10 protein-coding genes are annotated in these 23,903 nt (G+C 38.7%); all 10 read right to left on the reverse strand.

Annotated features, from left to right (window positions below; translation table 11 throughout):
* Positions 1 to 53: 53 nt before the first annotated feature.
* On the reverse strand, positions 54 to 1,754 hold the full coding sequence (locus AC52CF_RS17020; protein WP_496517436.1) for a family 16 glycosylhydrolase: 1,701 nt from the start codon (positions 1,752 to 1,754) through the stop codon (positions 54 to 56).
* Between the two features lie 262 nt (positions 1,755 to 2,016).
* Positions 2,017 to 2,913: a glycoside hydrolase family 17 protein gene (locus AC52CF_RS17025; protein WP_496517437.1), complete on the reverse strand. Its 897-nt coding sequence runs from the start codon at positions 2,911 to 2,913 to the stop codon at positions 2,017 to 2,019.
* Positions 2,914 to 2,986: 73 nt separating this feature from the next.
* On the reverse strand, positions 2,987 to 5,350 hold the full coding sequence (locus AC52CF_RS17030; protein WP_496517438.1) for an MFS transporter: 2,364 nt from the start codon (positions 5,348 to 5,350) through the stop codon (positions 2,987 to 2,989).
* A gap of 21 nt (positions 5,351 to 5,371) precedes the next feature.
* Positions 5,372 to 6,856: a glycoside hydrolase family 30 protein gene (locus AC52CF_RS17035; RefSeq protein WP_496517439.1), complete on the reverse strand. Its 1,485-nt coding sequence runs from the start codon at positions 6,854 to 6,856 to the stop codon at positions 5,372 to 5,374.
* A 136-nt stretch (positions 6,857 to 6,992) separates the two neighbouring features.
* On the reverse strand, positions 6,993 to 8,204 hold the full coding sequence (locus AC52CF_RS17040; RefSeq protein WP_496517440.1) for a glycosyl hydrolase family 17 protein: 1,212 nt from the start codon (positions 8,202 to 8,204) through the stop codon (positions 6,993 to 6,995).
* 325 nt (positions 8,205 to 8,529) lie between these two features.
* Positions 8,530 to 11,952, reverse strand: coding sequence for a 1,3-beta-D-glucan phosphorylase, GH149 family (locus tag AC52CF_RS17045; RefSeq protein ID WP_496517441.1), 3,423 nt, complete (start codon positions 11,950 to 11,952; stop codon positions 8,530 to 8,532).
* A 148-nt stretch (positions 11,953 to 12,100) separates the two neighbouring features.
* Entirely contained in the window at positions 12,101 to 12,928 is an 828-nt protein-coding gene (locus AC52CF_RS17050; RefSeq protein ID WP_496517442.1) for a glycoside hydrolase family 16 protein, read from the reverse strand.
* Between the two features lie 18 nt (positions 12,929 to 12,946).
* Positions 12,947 to 14,830, reverse strand: a complete 1,884-nt coding sequence (locus tag AC52CF_RS17055; protein WP_336731851.1) for a glycosyl hydrolase family 16 — start codon at positions 14,828 to 14,830, stop codon at positions 12,947 to 12,949.
* Between the two features lie 11 nt (positions 14,831 to 14,841).
* Positions 14,842 to 17,970 carry a glycoside hydrolase family 2 TIM barrel-domain containing protein gene (locus AC52CF_RS17060; protein WP_496517443.1) on the reverse strand — a complete coding sequence of 1,043 codons (3,129 nt, stop codon included), beginning with the start codon at positions 17,968 to 17,970 and terminating at the stop codon, positions 14,842 to 14,844.
* Positions 17,971 to 18,533: 563 nt separating this feature from the next.
* Complete coding sequence (locus tag AC52CF_RS17065; RefSeq protein WP_496517444.1) at positions 18,534 to 23,156, reverse strand: FG-GAP-like repeat-containing protein; 4,623 nt, start codon at positions 23,154 to 23,156, stop codon at positions 18,534 to 18,536.
* Positions 23,157 to 23,903 lie beyond the last annotated feature (747 nt).

Genomic DNA, 23,903 nt, shown 5'->3' on the forward strand with positions numbered 1-23,903 from the left:
GATCTTTAATTTTCAGAAATGATGTTCTTAAAAATCGCGAATCATTTTTTGTCTTATTTTTTTACGATTTTATATGTATTGGCTCCTTTGGAATTTTCAATTCTGATTAAATAAGTACCTGCTGTAAAGGAACTAAAATCTAAATCCAAAGTCGTCCCCACATTTTTTTCAAAAAGTTTCTTCCCTGAAAAATCATAAAGTGTAACCGTATTTTTGTTTTCAGGTAATTTCAGATTCAGGCTATTTTCAACCGGATTGGGATAAAGCAGTTCTTTGGCTTTAAAAAAATCTGTAACACCCAGAGAAATGCATGTATCACCAACTACGTAAGAATAATATTTGGTCACCGACATTCCTCCTGCGTAGGCAAACTTCACCGCATAATTAATTGTAGAACCCGCGGTTTGTCCTGTAATGGTACCCGAAAATTTCTTTCCGGAAACATTGGTCATCGGGGTTTCTGTAAAAGGGGTTTGTTTCCATAAATAAGCTACAACACCTGTTTTATCAGTATCTAAAAGTTCAAACGTAATTTTCACATCGGTTCCAATGGTTTGGAAGTCGTATTTGTATCCGGTAGAAAATGCTCCCTGCGAAGCTAAAGTAGAGGTTCCGCTGCAAGCGGTATTGATATTGGAAAGAGTGGTTGCATTTACCGTGATGGGATTATTGACCGCAGTATTTCCTGCTGCATCGCTCGCTGAAACCATAAATGTATAGCTGGTTGTTGGACTCAAACCTGAAATTATCACAGATTTCGGTATTCCTGATGTACCGTAAACCGTTTGTGCCGTACCACCCGAAATCTGATAGGTAATTGCTCCAAAATTATCGGTTGCATTCAGTAATAATTCTACAGAATCGCTGGTTACCGCTCCAACATTTGCCGTAAATTGAGTGGGCGCAACAGTATCCGGAGTGGTATTCTGATATACTCTTACATAATCAATAATCATCGAGGCATTGGTAAATGTGGAAGGAATAGTTCCTGCAACTCCGCCCATTGCAATATTAAGCAGCAGATACTGCTCTTTATCAAAAGGCCAGGTCGATGCATTTTTTACGGAAGGATTATAGGTATAATAAGCTACTCCATCCAACAAAAATGTTATTTGATTGGGCGACCAGTTCATCGAATAAATATGATAATTGGCGGTAATATCCGATGAAGCCAACATTCCGCCATGGTTGACAGAATTTCCTGACGAAGACGGAGTATGCAAAGTACTTTGAATAAAGTTATCAGGAGCAGAAGGGAAAATTCCGTATTCCATCATATCGATTTCTCCGCAAGCCGGCCAATTGGCATTTCCAAAAGTAGAAGCGAAATAACCACCCGGTTCATTCACATTTTTTCCTAAAAGCCAGATTGCAGGCCATGTTCCCTGATTTTTCGGAACTTTTGCCCGAACGTCTATTCTGCCGTATTTAAAGGCGAATTTTGAATTTAATCTTGCCGAAGTGTAATTTTTGGTATACCCCTGATCTGTAAAGGTTTCTTTTTTAGCAACAATATTCAGTTCGCCGTTGCTGGCGAAAGAATTGGTGATGAGATTGGTGTAATGTTGCTGCTCATTATTATACCAACCTCCTGCCACTGGTAATTGGGTCTGATGAAACCATTTGGTATTGTCAACCGCTCCGTTGGTGGAAAATTCGTCGGACCAGACCAGATCATTGTACACCACATCGACCTGCGCCAAATAGAGTGTGCTGAAAAGGAATAAAACGATATGGTGTAATTTTTTGATCATAATATTTTTTTAAATTTTAGATTATAGATTTTAAATTATAGATGAAACAAGTCTATATTTTTAAAGTTCGAATTTTTCGCAACCCGACTTGAATGGAGCTCTTTTTCTTTTTCTTTTTCGTTGCCTTCGACTTCGCTCAGGCAACGGAAAAGAAAAAAACGGTAATCCTTCGAAAGGCTCAGGATAAACTTCTGACAGATGAAACAGCACAAAAAACTTCAATCTTCCAACTTCCAGCATCCATCTTCCTTCTTCCTTCTCCTCAATACTTCAACTTTTCGTGTTTGTCCCAAATTCCCCAATGTGCGCCGACTTCGCCTTCGGGACCTATTTTCCAGGATTCATCGAAAGAAGAAAAATAGAAACAGTCGATTTCCTCATCCATACACCACAATTGGGTACTGATGAAATAATCCAGTGCATTTTTTTCTGATGGAAAAGCACCTTTTAGTTCTTCTCCTTTGCTTGGCCAACCTGTTTCGGAGATGATGACTGGTTTTCCATTGGCTGCCTGTTTTGCCTGCTCATACATCTGCTTCATATAATTGAGCGAGTTTTCGGCGGGACAACTTTCCCAAAATGGATAACAGTTTGCCAAAATAACATCGCAAGCTTCGGTAATTCTTGGTTTTATCGTGAATTCATAATAAGCATCTACGTAACCTACCGGAATTTCGGGGATTTCTTTTTTTACACGATTAATAAAATCCAGCAACTCGTCTTCGGACAAATCTTTGCGGTACATTACCTCATTTCCGACTGCTGCAATATCTACAAAACCTTCTTTGGCAAGTTTTATCAATCCTTCCACTTCTCTTTCGTTAATTTCGGGATCGTCGCCCAACCACGCTCCGACCAAGGTTTTCATTCCAAATTCTTTGGCGATTTTCGGGATGTGTTCGTTGCCTTCGGTGCAGGAAAACGAGCGAACCCACGAAGTGTGTGGTTTCAGGATTTCCATTCTTCGGCGAACCTGTTCTTCGGAAATGATGTCACCGGGTTTTTGTCCGTCTTCGTATAAACTGAAACAAAAGCCGTGAACGCCGTTGTACAGAATTTCTCTGAACAAATCTTTTTTTTCGGTTTCGGTTTTTCCTTGAATGTAATTATCCTGATTTTGCTTGGGTAAGGATAAATACTGCTCTGCTCTGTATGACATGTTCTAAAGATTATTGTGATGATGAATGATAAATGATGATTGATGATTTAGTCTGATATTTCTTCTCTGTTTTTTAAAATTTGAAATTTTCATTGGCATCCCACAATCCCCACGAAGTTCCTGCCCAACCTTCGTAATGGATTTTCCAAGATTCATCGAAAGAAGAGAAATAAAATAGGTTAATTTGTTCTTTTGATGCCCATTTCTGGGCTTCGATGTAGTATCTCATCAGATTTTCGGGAGATGGTTCTGCATGTTGTACGGCTTCACCTTTACTTGGCCAACCGGTTTCTGCGATGATGATTTCTTTTCCGCCTGCAATTTTTTGGGTTTGATGATACATTTCCTGCAAGTACATTCCTGCATTTTCTATGGATGCGCCTTCCCAGAAAGGATAACAATTGATTAAAATTTTATCACTTGCCGCTACCAATTTCGGGTGGTTAATGATTTCATAATATACATCGATATACGTTACAGGAACATTCAGTGTTTGATTTTTAACTTGTTGAATGTAACCCAATAAAGTTTCTTCGTTTTGGTCGCCACGGAAAAGCACTTCATTTCCAACGGCGGCGATATCTACATTTCCTTCTTTGATCAATTGAATTAAAGACTGAATTTCCTGCTGATTTTCGGTTTCATCTTTGCCAATCCAAGCTCCCATTAATATTTTGAAGCCCATTTCTTTGGCGATTTTCGGGATATTTTCGTGTCCGTGGGTGGAAGAAAATACCCTGATCCATTGCGTATGAGGTTTTAATACTTCGAGGCGTTTTCTGATTTGCTCTTCGGTAATGAAGTCTCCCGGAAATTGTTTTTCGGTAAAAATGCTGAAACAAATTCCGCTCATTCCTGCTTTGAAAACCGTTGAAAATTCGGTTTTTATACTTTCAATATGGGTGTAATCGACCGTCGGGAAATAATATTGTGAGAATTTCTGTTGCAATTGCGCTCTGGAAAGTCCGGTAAGTTTCATTCCTTCCAAAACATTGTTGGCACCGTATCCTGAAGGTTTTGGGGCTTTTCTTTTTTCTAACAAATCTCTTACTTCTCTGGCTTTGGCTTCATCTACATCATAATTTTTCATGGTCCAAATGGCAGTCAAAGTTCCAAGAATAGGAATTCCAACAAAGAAAATTCTTAACCAAAACATCGTTTCATCGGTTTGTGTAGCGGCATTGGATTGAAAAGCGACCAGAGAAAGAATCATCCCACTTAATAAGCCCGCAACAGCGGTTCCGAATTTTACCATCCACCAATAAATGGCGCCTAAACTTCCTTCTCTTCTTTTTCCTGTGTTGAGTTCATCAATATCGATTACATCCGAAGTCATCGACATCATTAAGGTAAACAAACTCCCGATTCCGAACGAGAAAAACGGCAACGCAAACAGAAACAGATACGGTTTGCCCGGAACGAAAAGTAAATACAGTAAAATGTAACCAACGATTGAAATGCCCTGAGAAACCAAAAATGCTTTCTTCTTCCCCATTACTTTCGACATTCTTGCCACGATAGGAATGACTGCAACGGTTGTAATAATTGCGCCTACACTTCCGAATAAAGTGGGCCATAATCCAAATCCCTCTTCATTTCCTTTGAACAAATAATATTTGATGATGAAGTAGGAAAATCCTGCTGTAGTCTGAAATGCATTAAATATTAAAAAAGTAGCAATACATATTTTTCTGAACGGTTTAATTTCTACCGAAGCTTTCAATCCTTCTTTTATTTCGCCGAAACTTCCTAAAATTCCTTTCAAATCAATCGGGCTGTAGTTTTCGTGGAGTGTCGATTTGCTCGGAATAAAAAATGCCGGAATTGCCGCTAAAATGGCACAACCAATAGCAACATAAACCGCCAATGTTCTTACCGCCACATCACTGGATGGAAATAAGGACTGATCTGCCATGATTACCCAAAACCAAGGTGCAACCACCCAAGCTAACTGACCAATCAACTGAGAAGTCGCCATAATATTGGTGCGCTCATGGAAATCATCGCTCATTTCGTAACCCATTGCTACATAAGGAATACTGAAGATAGTGAGTCCTGAATAAAAAATAAGTGAAACCACCAAAAAGTACCAAAAATTGTACGTAACGCCATTTTCAGCATACAACTGCCACATCAAAGCAAACGAAATCCCTAAAATAATAGCTCCAGCCAAAACATACTGTCTTCTTCTTCCCCATTTCGATTTGGTATTATCGCTTACATATCCCATAATCAAATCAAACAAAGCGTCATAAAACTTAGGAATAAAGTAGGTTAAGCCCAACAAAAATCCGCTAAAGCCGAGTTTCTCTACCAATACAACGGTGAAAATCCCGATCATTGCAGGAAACATTTGGTTCGCCAACATTCCCAACCCAAAAGCGACCTTCTGACCGATTGGAACTTTATTCGCTGATTTTTTGATTTGATCTGCCATTTTTCTTATGTGTTTTTTTAATTAAAAAGTTAAATGAACCGTTTGCAATGCTTTTGCACTGATGCGAACCGGAATCTTTTGATTTTCTAAGGAAATTTCGATATTTTTTGCCTGTTCCGATGGGTTGAAAACCACCACCGCAAACGAACCGTCGGGATTTTTAGCAGCTGTAATTTTTAAATCAGAATCAGGATTTTCAAAACCAATTATTACGGCTTCGGGACGAATAAATTTGCTGAAATGCGCCATCGTGTAGTATAAAGGCGTTACATACACTTCGTCTTTTTCGGGATCTACCAAAATCGGAGCGCCACACCAGTTTTTAAACCAATTCGGACCGCCGTTTTTATCCAAAACCATATTCCAATCGATCCAGCCATCAACATGATTGTTCAAGCAACCGATGATGTCTCCTGCGTAACGGAAAACCGGAACGTATTTCGGATGCAGATATTTTTCTTCTTCTTTCGCCCAGTCAAATCCCCAATCTGTCGCTTCTGCGCTCCAATACCACGAATCATTTTTCCATTTCGGAATATCGCCGTCTATGCAGGCTTCAGTTTGAATTAAGTGTTTTGACGGATTTTTCTGATGCGCATATTGCAGCTCGTCTTCAAAAATTTTATAGGTGCTGTCGTACCAATGAATGGCTGTTCCTGCAAAATATTTGGAAGATTTTTCGGAGCGGTACATTTCGTCTACCCAGTTTTTAAGTTCAGAACGGTTTTGGTCGTAGCCGAAAATTTTCACGTTTCCGTAGCCGTCTTTTTCTAATTTCGGACCTAAGAAATTTTCCACGAAATCGGTCATTTCTTTTGGGGTAAACAACATACTTTCCCAGTTTCCGCCGTTTCCGTGGGGTTCGTTGATTACAGTAATTCCCCAAATCGGAATGCCCAATTTTTTATATTCAGTTAAATATTTTGAAAAATAGAGTGCAAAGGTTTCGTTGTATTGCGGCAATAATTTACCGTTGATCCACGCATTGTTATCTTTCATCCAAGGCGGTGAAGTCCACGGTGAAGCCAGTATTTTAAACCCATTTTTTGAAATTTTCTGCGCGTCTTTAATCATCGGAACCAAATCGTTCATATCTTCCTGTACCGAAAAATGTTTCAGTTCTTTATCGTCTGCAACCGGAGCGTAGGTGTAATGTTTCAGAGAAAAATCGCAGGAAGCGATTGTGGTTCTGGTTAAAGAATAATTGGCTCCATCTTCCCCAAAATACAATTGCAACACTTTTTCCCGGTTTGCCTTGCTTAATTGGTTGAGCAAATACGCAGAACTTTCGGTAAAAGCACCACCAAATCCCGTAATTTTTTGGAATTTCTGTTCGGGATTGAGCTTAATTTTAACTGAATTTTCAACAGGCTTTACCGCATCAATTTTGGTTAATTGATTTCCGCTTGCAGAGGTTTCGTAGATGACTGTTTTCCACGATTTTTGAGATTGACAACTCATCATCAAACTGGTTATTAAGGCGATATGTAAGATTTTTGTTTTCATATTTTTGGATTTGTTTTCCAAATGTTTTTTTTATCTCGCTGATTGTACAGATTTCACAGATTAAAAAAGTTTAAATAAATCTGCCCAATTAGCTAAATCTGCGAGAGCATTACCTTTTTGAATCATCTGAAAATCATCATTTCGTTTCCAACAATTGTTTTTCAAATTCGCGGTGTGGAGGCATTTCCACAGAATCTAACAATCGTTCCAGATTTCCGTTAAAGGTTTTCTGAATGGTGTTTCCGTCCCGTTTTAGTTTTTTAAACGCACCTTCATCCACCAGATTCCAAACTGCATATTTTGCATTTCCGTCAACGGTAAACAATCCGAAATGATTTTCCGAACCACCTGAATTTCCGGCATCTTTCCAAGGTTCGTCGAAGGCTTCAAAATAAAAACAGGAAATTCCCGCTTCATTTGTCCAATCGCGCATTTTGTGGTAAAAAATTCCGGCTTTGTATTCGTCTACTGCTTTAGAATCGTTGCTTCCGTACAGCTCATTGGAGAATGTTGCCCAACCGGTTTCGCCAATGTGAATCGGTCTTTCTACGCCCAAACTTTGCATATATTTTTTTACCGAATTATACTGCGATTTTGCATAATTCACAGAGCGATTCATCGCCAAATCCAGTTGTTTTTCTTTGGAAAATTGAAATTCATCTTCCGAAATTCCCCAAAAAATCGGGTTGTAATGCGTGTCGTGCATCGGATAGGTGTGCATCGAAATATAATCCACCGCTTTGATCAACTCATTGAGTTCTTTGGTGTGATATTCTTTGTCGCCACCGCCCCAACTTGCAAAATTGTCGGAACTGGTAATCCATAAATCTTTCGGCAATTCTCCTTTTTTCTTTAAATCCTGCAAATGATTCACCCATTTCAAAATCACGGAAGGCTGCACGTAGTAGGCGGTTGCCCATTTTACCATCGCTTCGTTTCCTACGGCAATCACTTTGATGATTTCCGGATATTCGTTTGCCAATTCTACCGCGTGTGCAATTTCAGAGGCGTTTCTTTCGCTTTCTTCGTTGTGATTGGGTTCAAAACCTGTCCACGCATTTTTACAGTCGATCCACGCGCCGAGCATTACATACATTTCAAATTCAGGATTTTCCTGACGCAATTCTTTAATCGCTTTCAGCACATTTACGGCTTCCGGAAGATGCACATTGTACGTTCTGATGATTTTCACACCCATCGCCGAAAGGATTTTCATATCTTCTTTCAACTGCGAAACGGTAGGCTGCACTCTTCTGGAATTGGTTCGGTAACCACCGTACGACATCGCTAAATAATCGGGATTTCCCAAAATTTCGGATGCACTTTTATTTTTGATTGTGTTTTGCATACTGTTACACGACATTAAATAGGTCAAAAAAAAGATTGGTATTACACGGAATAATTTCATTAATCATTGAAATTTTTTCATTGTTGCCCGATAAAAAGAATTTTCACCTCAACCATTTAAATGTTTATGAGATAGATTAACAGGTCGCTCCTACGGAGCTTTGCATTCACGCTTCCATTTTCTATTGACAGTACGATCCTAAAGGAGCTGTATTAAGTCCCATCGGGACTTACTGTTAATAGGAAATTTGTATTCTTCGGTAAAAAGCTCCGTAGGAGCGACCTGTTAATTACATTTTTTTATCAGACAACAATTATTTTTTTCGTTATTTCAACTGTTCTTTTCTAATTTTCACTTTAATCAAAGAGATTTTTCCGTTTCTTTTAAAGATGTTTTCGGAGTCTTCTTGATTGATGGTTAAACTGTTCTCTATTTTTGCTTCGCACTGTTCATTAAAAATTTCTACGCTTTCGTTTTCCGAAATTTCATAAATAACCGGAACTTCGCATTTGGTAAAAAACAAGGAATTTTCGGGTAATTTCAACGATGAAGCATTGGATTGTACATCAAAATATTCGATGGTTTTTTCTTCGGTTATGAACTCTTCTTTTCTTAATAAATCGGGTTTAAACTGCAATTGTCCGTCTTTTACTACGATTCCCAATTCTCCGAAACGGCTTACTAAATCTTCTTTTACCTGTCCCGTCATTCCCGGTTGCTGTGCGCCTTTTCCAAATGGCGTGTGCGAATAGGCATCGGTTGGAAATGCGCCGTACAATTCTGGAGATTTGTGAACGCCGATTCCTTCGTTGATTTCGTAGAAATGTTCCAGTAATCTTCCCACGGTTTCGGGCGAAGCATTTTCGTTGATGGCTTTTTGGCAAACTTCCATTACCGCTAACAATAATTTTGAAACCATATGCCAATAAATGGAGCCTAAACCTTCGTAACCGTAGAACGTTCCGCTTCTTCCTGTAAATTCTTTATGATTAAAAACTTCTTCAAAGATTTCTAAAATCAAGGCTTTTTCCTGATTTTCAACCTTTAAATCATCTAAAGCTGATTCTAAATCTCCTGCATTTTTGAAATTTCCATTGAAATGATAATTTCCTATCACATCTTTTTCGATGATTTGGGTATTTTTTTCGGAAACCAATTGTTGAAGCAATGCTGATTGCTGGACCAAATTTTCCGGAATGCGGTTTCTTTCTAAAAATCCTTTCAATTGCTTGTTAGGATACAACAAATAGCTGTATTGATCTGGGCGGAACAAAGCCGAATTTTTCAATGCGTCCAAAACTTTTAAGCCTTCTTTGGAAGTCAGAAATTGGGAACTCAATACCGCAACCTGTCCTTCCAACATTTCGCTGAGATACGAAACCGCCACCGATTTTTCGTTAGAAGTCATCAAATTATACGCGTGATACAAACCGTCTTTTCTTTCGTTGGCTTTGATGGAATGTTCCAAAAACTGTAACGAAAGGTTGGTAAATCTTCTTAACCCTTCCAAAGAAACGGTTCGTTTTTTACCCCAAAATCCTTTCTGATACACGTGATTTCGATATTCCGAAGCGGCTTCGCCAAATAGATCGAGGATTTTTTTGCGGTCTTCGTTGCTGATCGTTCCTTCCAGTAAATGAAGATTTTCCTGAAAACCTTCTCGTATTTTTTTGTAAAAATCGACCAGTTCGCTGGAGATTTGTACGTGTTCCAAAGCCGAATTTTCAAAAACAGCCTGGAAGAATTTCATCATTCTTCTTAAGTAATACAGCGTCACCATCGAAACTCCGTTTCCAACCAAAGCGTTATTGGCATCGTTCCATTCCGGACGTTGCGTGTTCATCCAGATGCCGCCTTCCAAAATGAAATTGGATAGTTTGGCGAGAACGGTTGCCAATATTTTTTCGGTGAAATTCACTTTCAAAACGTCTCCGTTTTCGTCACAAAGCAAAGCACCGTCTGCGCCGATTTCTTTTCTTCTTTCGTGAATTGTTGAATCCAAATCGAAATCAAAATCAATGGTATCTTTCGGATTTTTCAGAATTTCGGCGTAGGATTTTATTTTATACGGAACATTGGCGTACACGAAATATTCTTTGTCTAAAAGTGTTTCCAAAGAATTAGGGAAATAATTTTCGGCAAATTCTAAAAACTTCAACAGATAAATAATCTGATGATCACCCCAGTAACCAATGTAACTCCACGGATCGTCTGCTTCAATCGTTTCCCAATCGAAACCGTCTTTGGTTACCCGATACGGATTGTACCCATCAAAAGTTGTGGCATTGAGGAATTTAAAAATCATTCCTTCGATAAAATACGGATAGGAATGCGCCAAAGCTTCCCAATTCTGGAAAATATCTCTCCAATTTCCTTCATAATCGAGGATTTTAGAACCGTCGATTTCACTTCTGGTATTGATGGAAAATTTGTTCCAGGGACGGGAAGGATCGCCGTGACGGCGGGAAAATTTGAGCGGCAAATATTCTTTAGCCAATCTTATGAAATCAGCATCTTCTGTATTTTTTAACGATTCATTTAATTCAAAAAGATTAAATTTTTCTGGAAGATTATTTAAAATTCCTTTTGAATGATTGAATATATTTTGATTCGCTTTTTCTAAATATTTGGAAAAATCCCACTTTTCGATGGTGTAATTGTCATCAAAAATTCCACCACGCATAATGTTGAACAACGTGTTGGAAAAATGACGACTGTCTCGCAGATCGTCTTTGGTAAACTGCAATCCATCGGCAGAAGCGACTAATTTTTTGAGATTTTCGGTGCCTAAATCAATATCTTTTTGGATAGTTGAAGCAAGATTTTTTTCGTTTTTAATGCGTTCAATCCAACCGATTACATTGGATTGCGACTGATTCACATTGGCGATAAACCACCATTCTTTCTCATCATTTGTGTTTAATTCTAATTCCTGCTGAATAAAATAGGCTCCTTTTTCGCCTTTAATATCGTTTTCCTGTGTAATTTTTTCGCCTTTTCTGAAATTTTTCAACTGAAGTGAAGACAGCAAATATGTTGGATTTTCTGTCCCGATGGAAAAAACGGTGTTTGCTTTCAAGGCTTCACTTGGTTCGGCTTTATCCACAATAATGGCACTCAATGCGAAAATTCCGAGTCCGGATGTTGCGTCGAGTTCGGTACGTTTGTAGGCATCGCCCAAATTGCTGACACGGTTTTGCAAATTGCTTCCGATTCCGTACGGTAAAATATTTTGCAGTCCGTCTAAAACGGTTATATATTGATTTACAGCCGCTAAATTTTTAATTTTAGATTTTTTGACGAACCCAAATTCGCTGCTGTTGTTCCACTCGTAGGAAAAAGCGAGTGCTAAATCGTGGTTGATTTCTTCAAAAATAATCTTGTTTCCGAATTCGTTTTTATAGACATTTCTCGAAGTGTGAAATTGCGCTTCATTGCGAACGGAAAAAGGTTCCCAAACGATAATTTCCTCTTTTTTATGAATCTGAACCATCGTTTTGCTTCCGGTAATTTCTGCCGATTCGGTGATTTTATCATCGGTATAATACGGAAAAAGGGCAAATTCTGAGTTTTTTCTCCCTGCGGAAAGTCCGCCATTGCTGGAAACGAACATCCAATGATTGGAATCGCTGACGATGGTCATAAAAAACGGACGCAACGATTCTGCATCGGAGATTTTAAAAAAAACTTCGTGGTTAATTTTTACAGTTTCTAAAGAGGATTCGATATGGGAAATCGTGGATTGCATTAATGAAATTTTGATGAATTATTTTTGAATTTGGTTTGTAAAGCCCTTCCGAAGGAAAAATTTCCTTCGTTAAAATGGTATAAAAATGTTGTTTTATGGGGAAACCTCACAGGTTTTAAAAACCTGTGAGGTTTTCTTGTTTGAAAAATTATTTTGCTTTGTAAACTCTTACATAATCGATGTACATACTTTGCGGAAAAGAGGTGCTGTCCGTTGGAAATCCTACGAAGTTCCCTCCCACTGCGACATTAAGGATCAGGAAAAAAGGATGATTGTACACCCATTCTCCTGAAACATCCGAAGATTTTACGCGATGATAAAGATATCCGTCTACAAAAAAGTCTATCTGGTTTTCCTGCCATTCTACCCCAAAGACATGAAAATCCTGATCGAATCTGGCATTCTGCAATCCATACGCTTTTGTTTTTGCATTTCCGCCGGAATATCCGGGACCGTGAAGCGTTCCGTAGACTACATTCGGGATATGCCCTTTCAGTTCCATGATGTCTATTTCTCCGCATTGCGGCCATGTTACAGTATTTACATTATCGCCCAACATCCAGAAAGCAGGCCAGATTCCGGGACCGTAAGGTGTTTTGATTCTGGCTTCAATTTTTCCGTAAGCATGGGAGAAAAGTCCCTGCGTTTTTACCCTTGCAGAGCTGAAAGCATTACCGTTTTTTCTTGCGGTAATTACTAAATTTCCATTTCCGTCTAAAGAAACATTACTGGTGGAGTTGGTATACGACTGCAATTCCTGATTTCCCCATCCGTTGTCTCCGTTTCCTAAATCGAATGTCCATTTTTTATTATCCGGAAGACTTCCCGCAGTACCGTTAAATTCATCACTCCAGACCATTTCAAAGTTTCTTTCGGGCAATGTCTGTACAGATTCCCGATCGCATGCACTCATCGAAAACAGAAATGCAGGAACAGCCAGAAGTTGTACAATTTTATTTTTAGATAAATATTTCATAATTGTTCTTTTAAAATTTTAGTTGTGGAAATAAATATTATCAAAGAAAATATCTCCGTTTCCATCTACTTTGAATTGAATGATGTTGCTGAGTACAACCGGAGAGAAGGAAGAAAGCGGGATGTCCACACTTTTCCAGCCATTGGTATTGGCACCAATTCCGGAAGGAACGGAAAGCGCGTACGCTTTTTCTACAGGTCCAGGACTGATGAGATAGAAATTAAGATTAGTAGAATTGGCAGTATAGTAGTCTATATGAACATATCCGTAAGAAGAAACGTTGAGCGGGCTTGCAAACTGGGTTCCCTGATAGTTTAAACCTGCATATTTCAACGTATTATTTCCGGCAATCGCTGTTTGGGAAACGGCGGTACTTTGTCCCCAGTTCGGATTAAAATCTGTTCCCGAAACGTTGGTATACGAGTCACTGAAAACAGACAATACACCGGCCGCAGGAAGAGTTGGCACAGGTGCAGCCGCAGTTGGCGTTGCAGGAATAATGCTTCCATCATTATAATAATAGATGTTATCTGCATAAAAACCGGAAATATTGGTTCCCACAAAAACAATTTGCCCGATATGAGCTTTTGTGCTAAGCCCTGTAAACTGAGTAAGTTTAATATCAAAACTTTTCCAGACCTGAGAAGCTAGAGAAGTTCCGGCAATGGTATATTCACCCGTTTTATCATCACTTCCTCCATACACTCCGTCTGCTCCGAAATCTACCACCTGAATTTTTAAATTAGCTCCGGAAGCAATAGCATTGGGAAAATAGAAATCGAAATGTAAAGTAGACATCAAACTGGCATTTACTGTCGGGTTGCTGGACTGTATTCCCACAAAATTAAAATTGGTATAATTAAGGACGTGGTCATTATTCACTGTAAAATCAGCCGATTGTGTGGTCTGATATGGAGCCCAGTATCCGTTGTAGTAATCTACAGGAACATTGGTATAGGCATCACTAAAAATAGAAATGACTTTATTGGAAGGCTGTGTCGGTACAGGTGCATGAACAAAACTTCCTGAAGAATTAATGGTAAGGCTTCCATTTGCTGTATTACCGCCTAAAGTAGCCGTAATAACGGAAGAACCGGATCCTATTGTATTTACATTTCCAAGCTGATCTACCGAGGCTACTGCTGTATTGGAAGATTTAAAATTGAAATAATACGGAGTAAGATTCACCGCCTGTGTTGCTCCGTTGGGCATACTGTAAGCGGCGGTAAGTCCGTCGATTTTATTATTTACACCTACAAATGAAGTGATCGTTTTGTTGTTTCCGTTCAGAATGGAAGCTGACTGATAGGAAATGGTTCCGAGCTTTTCGAATTTCACCTCATCTACCCAAAAGGTATATCCTTTGTTGTTTTCGGGACCTTCGGAATAGAAAAACATTCCTTTTTCCATTTTTAGTTTTGAAGGATCAGGAATCGGGATGATTACTTTTTTCCAGTTGGTATTCACCGGAAGTGCGGAAAGGGATACCTGATATTTGTTTTCGCCGAGATCATTACCAAAACCAATCACGTCTATATTGGCAGCCTGAGTTGCTTTGATCCAGAATGTTAATGCATTGTAATCTGAAAGATCTCTTCCTACAGAGGTGTAAAATGATCCTCCTGCGTAAGCTCCTTCGGGACTTCCATAATCCGGAACGGCAAATTTCATGGAAGTGGTTCCTGAATATTTTACCTGGGTGTCTACATCAAATGCTTTTACATCCGATCCTCCGAATGCCGAATAATTAAGTCCTGAACTGAAGGCATCTATAAAAACTTCCGGATTTTTGGAATATTCTGCCGGTTCAAGTTCGCTGATGTCTCTCTGACAGCCAAAAGCAACTAAAAGTGAAGCACTTAATATTACTCTTGTAAATGTATGTTTAAATATATTTTTCATTTTTGTACAAGTTATTTACCGATGTTGATTTGAATATACGTTCTTATCTCCCATTCGTTTCCGTTCGGGAACCCGATTGCAGTAGGATCAGGAACCCAGTTTCCCGCTCCGTTAATGGTATATGTAGGGGCGTATCTCGGAGAATACTGATCTAAAGTTCTGTACGTCCCGCGAACTCCGATTCTTGTTCCCGGAAGAATCCACCATTCCGGTTTTCCTATTTCAAGGGAGAGATCTCCCATCAGCTGCATCGGGAAAGTAAGGTTATAATCTCTGTGGTAATCATAAGGTCCCCAATCGTTCAGCTTGAATGCGGTAACAAATTTTAATTTTTTGTAAATGGTTCTCAACTCCAGTCCGAATCTTTCGATTTTTCTGGTATCGCTTCCATTTGCCTGTGCCGTTCCGCCGTAAATATTAGCTATCACTCCGAAGTCTGAGCTTACTTTAGAAACAATTCTTGCATTGGCTTCCCAAAGATTGGCTGCCGGTGCAGCTCCCGGAAATGCGAAAGTGGTTCTTCCGTCCGGTAAAATTCCTATTGCAGCATCCTGTGTTGTCGGCAAATGTCTGTATACAAATCCTGTACTGAATGCAAATGGTGCATCTTCTGTTTTATCACTGTCCCAAGCATACATCCATGTAGCCGGAGTAGGATCATACGTGAAAAGGATTTCTCCTGCGGTCTGCTCGCGGTTTGCTCTTACCACAAAAGGATCTTCCAGTATGTTTCTTGGTCTTCCCGGTGCAGGTGCATTCGCCGGAACCGGACCTTCGATCGGTTTCTGCCAAAGGAAATTAGGCGCAATCTGGAAATTCCCGATGTTGTAGGTAAATCCTGAAAGGACGTTATACTGGTTTCCGCTTCCGCTGTCTTTTAGTCTCCATCCGGTAAAGGTTTGCGTGTAATCTGCTCCTCCATTGGCAACCAACCCCATCATCGCTCCCTGGGCGTACCAGTTGAATTTTCCGCCGGTGTAGGTAAATTTGGCTTTTCCACCCCAATTGTCTTTGCCGCTGATCTGATCCTGATAAATATTTCCGTCTCTGTATAACTGGAATGTTCTTCCGTTAAGCGGCTGTCCGCCCCAGATTCCTCCCAGATCAACTCCGAAGTTTCCGAATTTTCTCTGAACTGCTAATGTTACTCTTCTTGTTTTAGGCTGAGGAATGGCAAATGAACTCTGTGTATCTCCTCTTTGATCAAGATCTTCATGATAGATTCCTGTAAGATCGAATTTTCCTGCTTTTCTTGAATATTTCACCAATAATGCAGGATTCGCTCCCCACCAGAGTTCAGGTCCGAAAGCTACTTTCAGCCCGTTGATTTCTTTTTTTCCGGTGAATTCAAAACCGAATGGTGCCTGTCCATTGTAGATGTCCATATTAGGACCATAATTGGCTTCAGGATACAAACCGAAAATATCGCCTTCATATCCCCAATGGTAATGCCCTGTTCTGTAAAATCCGTGGAGATCAAAATATTTCTGATTCCAGGTATAACTTGCGTTGTAGACCTGAATTCTGTTGAGATCTCTCATTGTGGTTGTGGTTCCGTCTGCATTCATTACCTGAATGGCTCTTCCCCTGTTTTCATAAAATATCTGGTCGATAGGATTTTCTGCCACATTTCCCAGAATATTAAAATTCACATTGGCTCTCATATTGGCAGTCGGATTTCCTTCTACTCCCACGTAATAGGATTCCATATGATCAAAACCCTGTCTGTTCGGATAGGATGTATAGGCATCTGTTTTCTCTTTCGGTGTGGTGATGAGACTTCCTCCTGTACTGAAGGTTGAAAAATCTGCTCTCAGATTGCTGATTCTGATAAGATCATTGCTTTCTCCTTTCAGAGCAGCTTTATCTCCTCTTGCTCTAAGACTTGCATCGGTAATGTTGATGTCATTAAAATAGTTTTTAACGGCACCGGAAGATTTCATCTGGGTACTTTCGTAAGGATTGTACTGATGAACCTGTTTTAAAGTATAATATGCACTTCTGGGATACAACTGGTAATGTCCTGTAGCATCTGTTTTTCCTTTGGCGCAGATCCCGAACCATTCTTCGTTCATGTTGTTTTCACCTTTCCGGTAATCTCTGATGTATCCTCCGTTACTCCATGAAGCATTGGTATTGTGTACATCCAGATCTTCGGTCTGTTTGTATTTCCACCAGCCGTCGCTAAACTGGAACGTAAATCCTCCCAGAGCATTTCCTGCTTTTCCCATACCGGCTGCATTTTCATAAATTTCCTGCCAGTTTCCGAGCAGGTAATACGACTGTGCATCCTGATCTTCTTTTTGAGAAAGCTCGTTAAAAGAGTCTGCCCCAAATTCTGTGAAAAGTACCGGTTTTCCGTATTCTGTTTTTACTTTCAGGAAAAGATCGCCAAAAGAAGCACCGCGATAGACATTGGTTCCGAAAATATCTACATCTTTACATTCTTTGGCAATGATATCTAAGAACAGGGTATCTCCGTTACACAGCGCAATTGGATGACCGGAATCTACGGATTTCATTTCCAGAGCCGCCTGATTAAACAGCTTATACATGGCAACTGCTTTCTGGGTAGATTTTCTGTCTTTCACCGGAATGTCTTCTGTCTCTGCTCCTTCCCAGAATAAACCGTAATTGTTTTCGTTTCCTAAAAGGTAAAGCAAAAGTCCCGGTGTATTTTTATACTGCTCTGCAAGTTCTTTTGCTTCTTTCAGTAAGAGCTCCTGTGTTGCAGGATTTGCATAATCTGTATTTACTACCCAAGATCCGTTCACGGTAAGACCATATCTTCCGAAGGAGTGATTGAGCATAGTGTAAATTCCGTAATTTTCGTAGATGTAGGTAATCCATTTTGCAGGAATTCCGGTGTAGATTCTTACGGTATTTACGCCCATATTTTTCAGAAGTCCCATTTCATCATCCAGAGCTTTTTTGATGAAATCATCAGACTGCTTCCAAAGGGAATAGTTGTAATTGGTTCCGACAGGATAGTAATCCCAGTTCATTCCGTTTACAATGAAAGGCTTCCCGTTTACTTCTAATTTTTGTCCGTCGGCATTATTCGCCACCTCAACTTTTTGTGCCTGAGCGTGGGAAAGATGAGCGCCGATACAGGCCAAAAAAAATAATATTCTTTTCATTATATATATAATTTTCTATTCATGTTTATTATTCATAGAGATATAAAATCTGCTCATGAATCATTTCTGCCTAAATTAAAAATGTTAACAATTAGTTCATAAATAATATGTATATACATTTGATATACATATTTAAATTATTAATTACCAATTATTTAACCAACAAAACACAATACATGAAATCATTTTTATGCAGAAAGATGAGCTTATTTTTAAGCAATTGAATTATGAATTATTTAACATTTTATATCAGTTAATCCTAAAATTTTTAACCTTAAATAAATATTCAACTGTAAAATATGCTCTGAAAATTTTCACACTTTTAAGAATTTTGAGCCGCAAACCGACAAAGTATTTTTATGATATTTCATTTTCTGAAATAAAATTCTTTAAGAAATTATTGAAACTGATGTTATAATTCCTAAGCATTATCAGATTTAAATACACTGCCATTTTTTAATGCAAAAAAACCATTCGATCTCTCGAATGGTTTAACATGAAAACATTGTACTCTGCCATTTTAAAACTGACTTGGGATGCAGAGTTGGGAAAACTAATTATTATTATTCTCTATATTTAACCACCATTTTCTTTGTATATGATTTATTTTCAGAATCTGTAACTTTCAGTAAATAGTATCCTTTGATTTGTAATGGAAGATCGATTCTTACTTCTTCTGAAGGACTGAAATTCTTTTCCAGAATAAGCACTCCGTTAACATCAATAACTTCAGCTCTTATTATTTTTTTTCTTGTATATTCCGCACCTTTTCTGTGTTCCAGTCTTATAAATGCTACATCGTTTACAGGATTCGGATACAGATGAACTACTGTCATTTCCTGTTCCTGTGCTTTAGACTGGATGGTATTGGTTACCGTATTGGTTTTCAGAAGATTTTCATCATCAAATGCAATAGATGCACTGTTTTTAATTTTCGTATCTTCTTTTAATCCTTTTTTAGGCAGGATTGAGAAGGTAACATAGCCCTGAGATCTGTCTGAGTCTACAGAAGTAGACGGTAAAAATATATTTTCCAGTTTAAAGGTAATCTTGTTATCTATAATTTCCGCAGATACGTTATCATGACTTGCCGATACCAGTTTAAAGGTATTGATGTCTAATTCCTGCGGAATTGCATCTATAATCGATACATTCTGAGTAGCAAAGTTTCCTACGTTCTCAAATCTGATGGTATAAGTAAGCATCTGATCCGGCAGTATATATCCTTCTTCTCCATACCCCTTCGGATAAACCAGAATATCATTAGGATCTATGGCTCCGTATACGTTGTAATTTTGCATCAGTAGGTTATCGTCTAAATTACAGTCTGCAGATGGATTTACAATTTCTCCTTTAAAATCTAATTCATCTCCAACTAAAACAGATGCATCTGTACCGGTCATAAAACTGATTATTTTATTGCCAAAAGGATTCAGAGATCCCACGCTCCAGGAATATCGCGTATAGTTTTTTGAGTTTGCCACAAAACTTTCCTGCTGCGCAATTGGTGAAGACGGACTGATAATATTTACAGATGAAGGTATGGTAAAGTTTATAACGCTTGAATTGGATGTATTTCTGGACTGATTGCTCACCACAATTTTGAACTGATTATTGGTATATCCTTTACGGATAGCAGTTCCTCCCATATTTATTTTTAAATCTGTATCGTTACAGGTTGAATTTGCAGCGATAAATATTTTTTGGGAAGGCTGATAATTGGTCAGATCAAAAACTTTAGACCCTGCACTTAATCCGTTTTCTTCTAAAATTTTCAGCTCCACATCATTCTGTGTCGTATAGAAACTGAAGGTTCCGTTATCACTGGAGTATACTTTGGCATTCGTAGGCACCACTTTAATAGCCGCTCTTGAAACGGTAGGTTCGCTATCCTGCTTCACGCCATCATTATTGCTGTCGAAATAAACGATACCGGAAACTTTTGTCTGCTGAGGTTCTACGATTTCGAGTATTTGGTTGGCAGAAACATTCGTCAGCTTCTGAATGATTCCGCTTGCCCATTTAACGGTGATCGTATTGATGGTTGCTGCGTTTCCTAGTCCAAAATGCTGTGTATAGCTGCTTTGTCCTCCAAATCCGCTCTGGCTGTTTACTTCTCTCATCTGTGTTTTACTGCCTGTTTCTACAAATATTTTTGTACCGATGGCAGAACCATTGCTTTCAGTGGCTTTCAGGTTAATTTCTAACCATTTGTTCGTATTTCCGTTATTGACGAAAATATGGTTTTTCTGATTAGAATGGGTTGCCACGGCAAGATCCAGATCGCCGTCATGATCGTAATCGCTCCATGCGTGTCCGAAAGAAAGTCCGAAATTATAGGTAATCGCTTCGTCTCTGTTTTCAGTAAAATTCCCGTTTCCGTCGTTAAAATAAAGGAATTTTCTGATTCGGTCATTGGTAACAAATAAATCTAAATCTCCGTCATTATCTATATCTGCAAAGCTGCATCCGTGAGAACTTCCTCCCTGATTAACAATAGAATTGGTAATTTTCTGGAAATTGCCGTTTCCTAAATTTTTATACAGGAAATTGGTTGTGCTGTTGGAATTGGTAACAAAAAGATCCAAATCGCCATCATTATCAATATCTCCCCAGCAGCTTCCTACAGATTTTCCGCCTTCCTGATTGATGATATTATTTTTCTTGGAGAAGGTTCCGTTTCCGTCGTTATGGAATAGTGAATTTTTATTTCCGCTGCCATTAGGAACGAATAAATCCATCAGTCCGTCCTGGTCATAATCTGCCCATGTTGGTCCAAGAGAAGAATTGGCTTCCAGCGGAATGGCATCTGCCTGCTCTTTTACAAAGCCTCCGCTACCTGTATTTCTGTGCAGCTCATTGTATTTTGTAGGGAAATAATTACACATAAATACATCTACTTTGTTATCATTATCATAGTCTGCAAATGCTCCTCCATGATAATAAGAAACATCCTGAGTAAAAGATTTGGTATTGTCTGCGACTAATGTACCGTTATCATTTCTGTAAAAACGGTTGGGATTTCTTGTATTATTAAGAACCAATAAGTCTTCATCTCCGTCATTATCCACATCTGCCCATGTATTACTCATAGAAATACCGTCTTCAGGCAAAACCTGCCCTGCTGTAAAGCCTCCGGTCTTATTATTCATAAAGATTCGGTTAGGCGCTGTAAGTCCCATATCTGTAATATAGATATCATCATATCCGTCATTATTGATGTCTACCCAACTGATGGTCCATGAGTTGGAGGTGTAAGAATCAAATACAGGATCTTCCAGACGGGAAAATATAAGTTTGGACGTATTGGTTGTCTGTACAGATACAGAATTAGCGATGGTAGACTGCTGCGTTTCTCCGTTCACTTTTCCTGTTACCACGGTTTCAACGGTAGAATTAAGGGTAGTTCCTACCAATTCTCCGTTATTGGCACCTACAGTTGCCACAACTTTAGTTTCAATCTGATACGTAGAGTTAGGCTGTAAAGTAGGCAGGTTATTGTATTCTACTTTTGTTTTATCATTAAGCTCTGTAATAACCCCCTGTGTCTGAGACTGATTGGGATTAATGATTTTGGATTCTACCACTTTAAGACCTTCCTGTACGATAACTTCTACCGAAGGATTGGTTACTTCCCCGCCCGTTTTAACCTGAGAAACTACAGTTGCCTGTTCGGTCGGGATAAGTGCATCATCACTTACATTGCTTGTCTGGGTAAAAGAATGTTCCAGCGAGCTTCCGGTATAACACATCCAGTTATCGTTGAAATTACTGTTCATCACTGCAATGTCATTATTACTTTCCACGATCAGATAAGGTCTTTCCGGTCCTGACGCTGTACCTGTTCCGTTATAAAATGCCTTCCATTCATTTAGACTTATGGAGCAGTCTGCATATTTCTCGGGGGTTATGGTAAATGTTTTACTAAACTTTGTTCCGTTGGTTAAAGCATCTTTTACAGTAACGGTAGCTCCTGTTTTTGAAAATAAATACAGATGAGAAAAAGAACCGTTATACTTGGATCCTGTTAAAGGATTGGTTACATTGGTTTCATTTCCGGGAGGAGCAATATATGTAAGGAATTTCTTGCCTGCTGTGGTTCCGCTTTCAGAAGAAACCATTGTCGCCATGTCGGAGGTTCCCGGAGAGCCGGTTTCAAACCAGTTTCCTTCAAAAACAGAAACTTTTTTTCCTGCGGTGCAGGTAACTCTGAACACGGTAGGATAAGAAACATTTCCACTGGTTTTTCCTACCCAGTCTCCCGCCGCTAAGCGATTGAGAGAGAAGGTTTGTACAGGTACCCAGTTTCCGTTTACAAAACGATCCAGTTTCACGGTATTGGTATTGTCCCAGCTTACGATCCTGATCTCCTGTTCGCCTCCCGCCTGATAAGGAACCGCGAAATACATCAGTTCTCCGGAAGAACTTCCATTGGATGTGGGAACATATCCTCCTCCGTCCCGCTCATTCCCGAATAAGGCTCCGTACTGCATGGTTACGGGCTTATTGGCGACAAGCATATAGGTTTCTCCCGAAATCATCACATCCCTTCCTTCCGGAAAGCTGTAAATTAAATCCTGACCGACGTTCAGTGTTTTGGAAAAAACTTTAACGGGATTTTCAGCATCAACATCGGTAAAGCCTGTATTTGTTTTTGCTTGAGTAGAGATTTTGTAAAAGTCTACTACCGTATTGTTCTGGTAAGCAAATACATTAATATCTCTGTTAGAAGAGGTAATCATGGGAGCATAAACAATAAATTTTTGTCCGATAGAACTTTTATCCACACTCGGAACCCAGTCATGCTGCCAGTCGCTGTTTGTACTTTGGGAGGCATATACCAGTTTATTGGACTTTACAATAAAATAGTCTCCGTCCCATTTTAAAACGCCGCCGGAGGCGTATCGGGCATCATCGTTAATCCCATTGTCTTTAATATAGAGGACGTAACTCTGTCCGGCTTTCAGTACTCCGGTTTTAGAATCGTCTGTGTCTCCGTCTGCGCCATCATCAATAATATTAAATTCTGTATCGTCGTATATGGCAGTTACGACCAGACATACATTTCTTTGTACAGCATCATTATTCGGAGGAACATAAATTTGAAAGTAAGTTGAGGGCTCCCCTGTTGCATAGAGATTATTTACCCCTAGAAAAAGAATAAATAAAAAGAATAAATTTTTCATACTTGCTGTTATTTTAGGTTAACATACCATAATCAACAAATATGCTTTTTCTAAAAACCAACTGATTTTCAATTACTTAAACCTCATGCCAAATAAAAAAAATTCCAAAATAAAGAATTTTTTTCATTTTTTGGAATTTTAAACACCCTATTGCCGGAACAGAACTTTTTACTGCGATAAGAGTCAGAAAATCAGGATAAGGAATTAAAATATTATTCGATTAAAATCTTAGCATTATCAGAACTTTTTGTGTAAAAAGTTCTTTATTAACACCTCATCTTGGAGTAGTAGTTTATATTAAATGAAACGAAAAGTCTGAGAAAACACAGGTTAAATTCCCTTATTAACATTTCAAAATCAAGTACTTAAACATATATCCATTTCCAAATAATGGAAACATGAATTGAGAAGTCATTAGAAACAGATTTGCTTCAATCTACAATTTATTTTTACCATTAAGGAGTTAAGTCCTCTTTAGCTTAAAAAACTTAATAAAAATCAATGTATTGATTTCTTAATTAGAATCAGTTTCACTAGCTTAAATTGACTTCGCCGAATCTAAAGATTTCTTAATGTTAAATTTAAGAATAAACAAAGTTTATTTTAATTGAGAAAGTTAAGAAAAGTTGTGAAATTTTTATTTAGCAATATTTAACAGGCTCTTAAACTTGTCTAAACTTTTTTACCGCAAAAGATGCAAAAGATTGTAACACTTTAGTAGTTTAAGTTTAATACTTAAATGGAAAA

It is taken from the genome of Chryseobacterium sp. 2P, from assembly GCF_059579425.1.

Excerpts from the sequence above, each read along its gene's own strand:
- AC52CF_RS17035 (WP_496517439.1), bottom strand. The coding sequence starts at position 6,856 with ATGAAAACAAAAATCTTACATATCGCCTTAATAACCAGTTTGATGATG.
- AC52CF_RS17045 (WP_496517441.1), bottom strand. The coding sequence starts at position 11,952 with ATGCAATCCACGATTTCCCATATCGAATCCTCTTTAGAAACTGTAAAA.
- AC52CF_RS17030 (WP_496517438.1), bottom strand. The coding sequence starts at position 5,350 with ATGGCAGATCAAATCAAAAAATCAGCGAATAAAGTTCCAATCGGTCAG.
- AC52CF_RS17055 (WP_336731851.1), bottom strand. The coding sequence starts at position 14,830 with ATGAAAAATATATTTAAACATACATTTACAAGAGTAATATTAAGTGCT.
- AC52CF_RS17025 (WP_496517437.1), bottom strand. The coding sequence starts at position 2,913 with ATGTCATACAGAGCAGAGCAGTATTTATCCTTACCCAAGCAAAATCAG.
- AC52CF_RS17065 (WP_496517444.1), bottom strand. The coding sequence starts at position 23,156 with ATGAAAAATTTATTCTTTTTATTTATTCTTTTTCTAGGGGTAAATAAT.
- AC52CF_RS17060 (WP_496517443.1), bottom strand. The coding sequence starts at position 17,970 with ATGAAAAGAATATTATTTTTTTTGGCCTGTATCGGCGCTCATCTTTCC.
- AC52CF_RS17050 (WP_496517442.1), bottom strand. The coding sequence starts at position 12,928 with ATGAAATATTTATCTAAAAATAAAATTGTACAACTTCTGGCTGTTCCT.
- AC52CF_RS17020 (WP_496517436.1), bottom strand. The coding sequence starts at position 1,754 with ATGATCAAAAAATTACACCATATCGTTTTATTCCTTTTCAGCACACTC.
- AC52CF_RS17040 (WP_496517440.1), bottom strand. The coding sequence starts at position 8,204 with ATGCAAAACACAATCAAAAATAAAAGTGCATCCGAAATTTTGGGAAAT.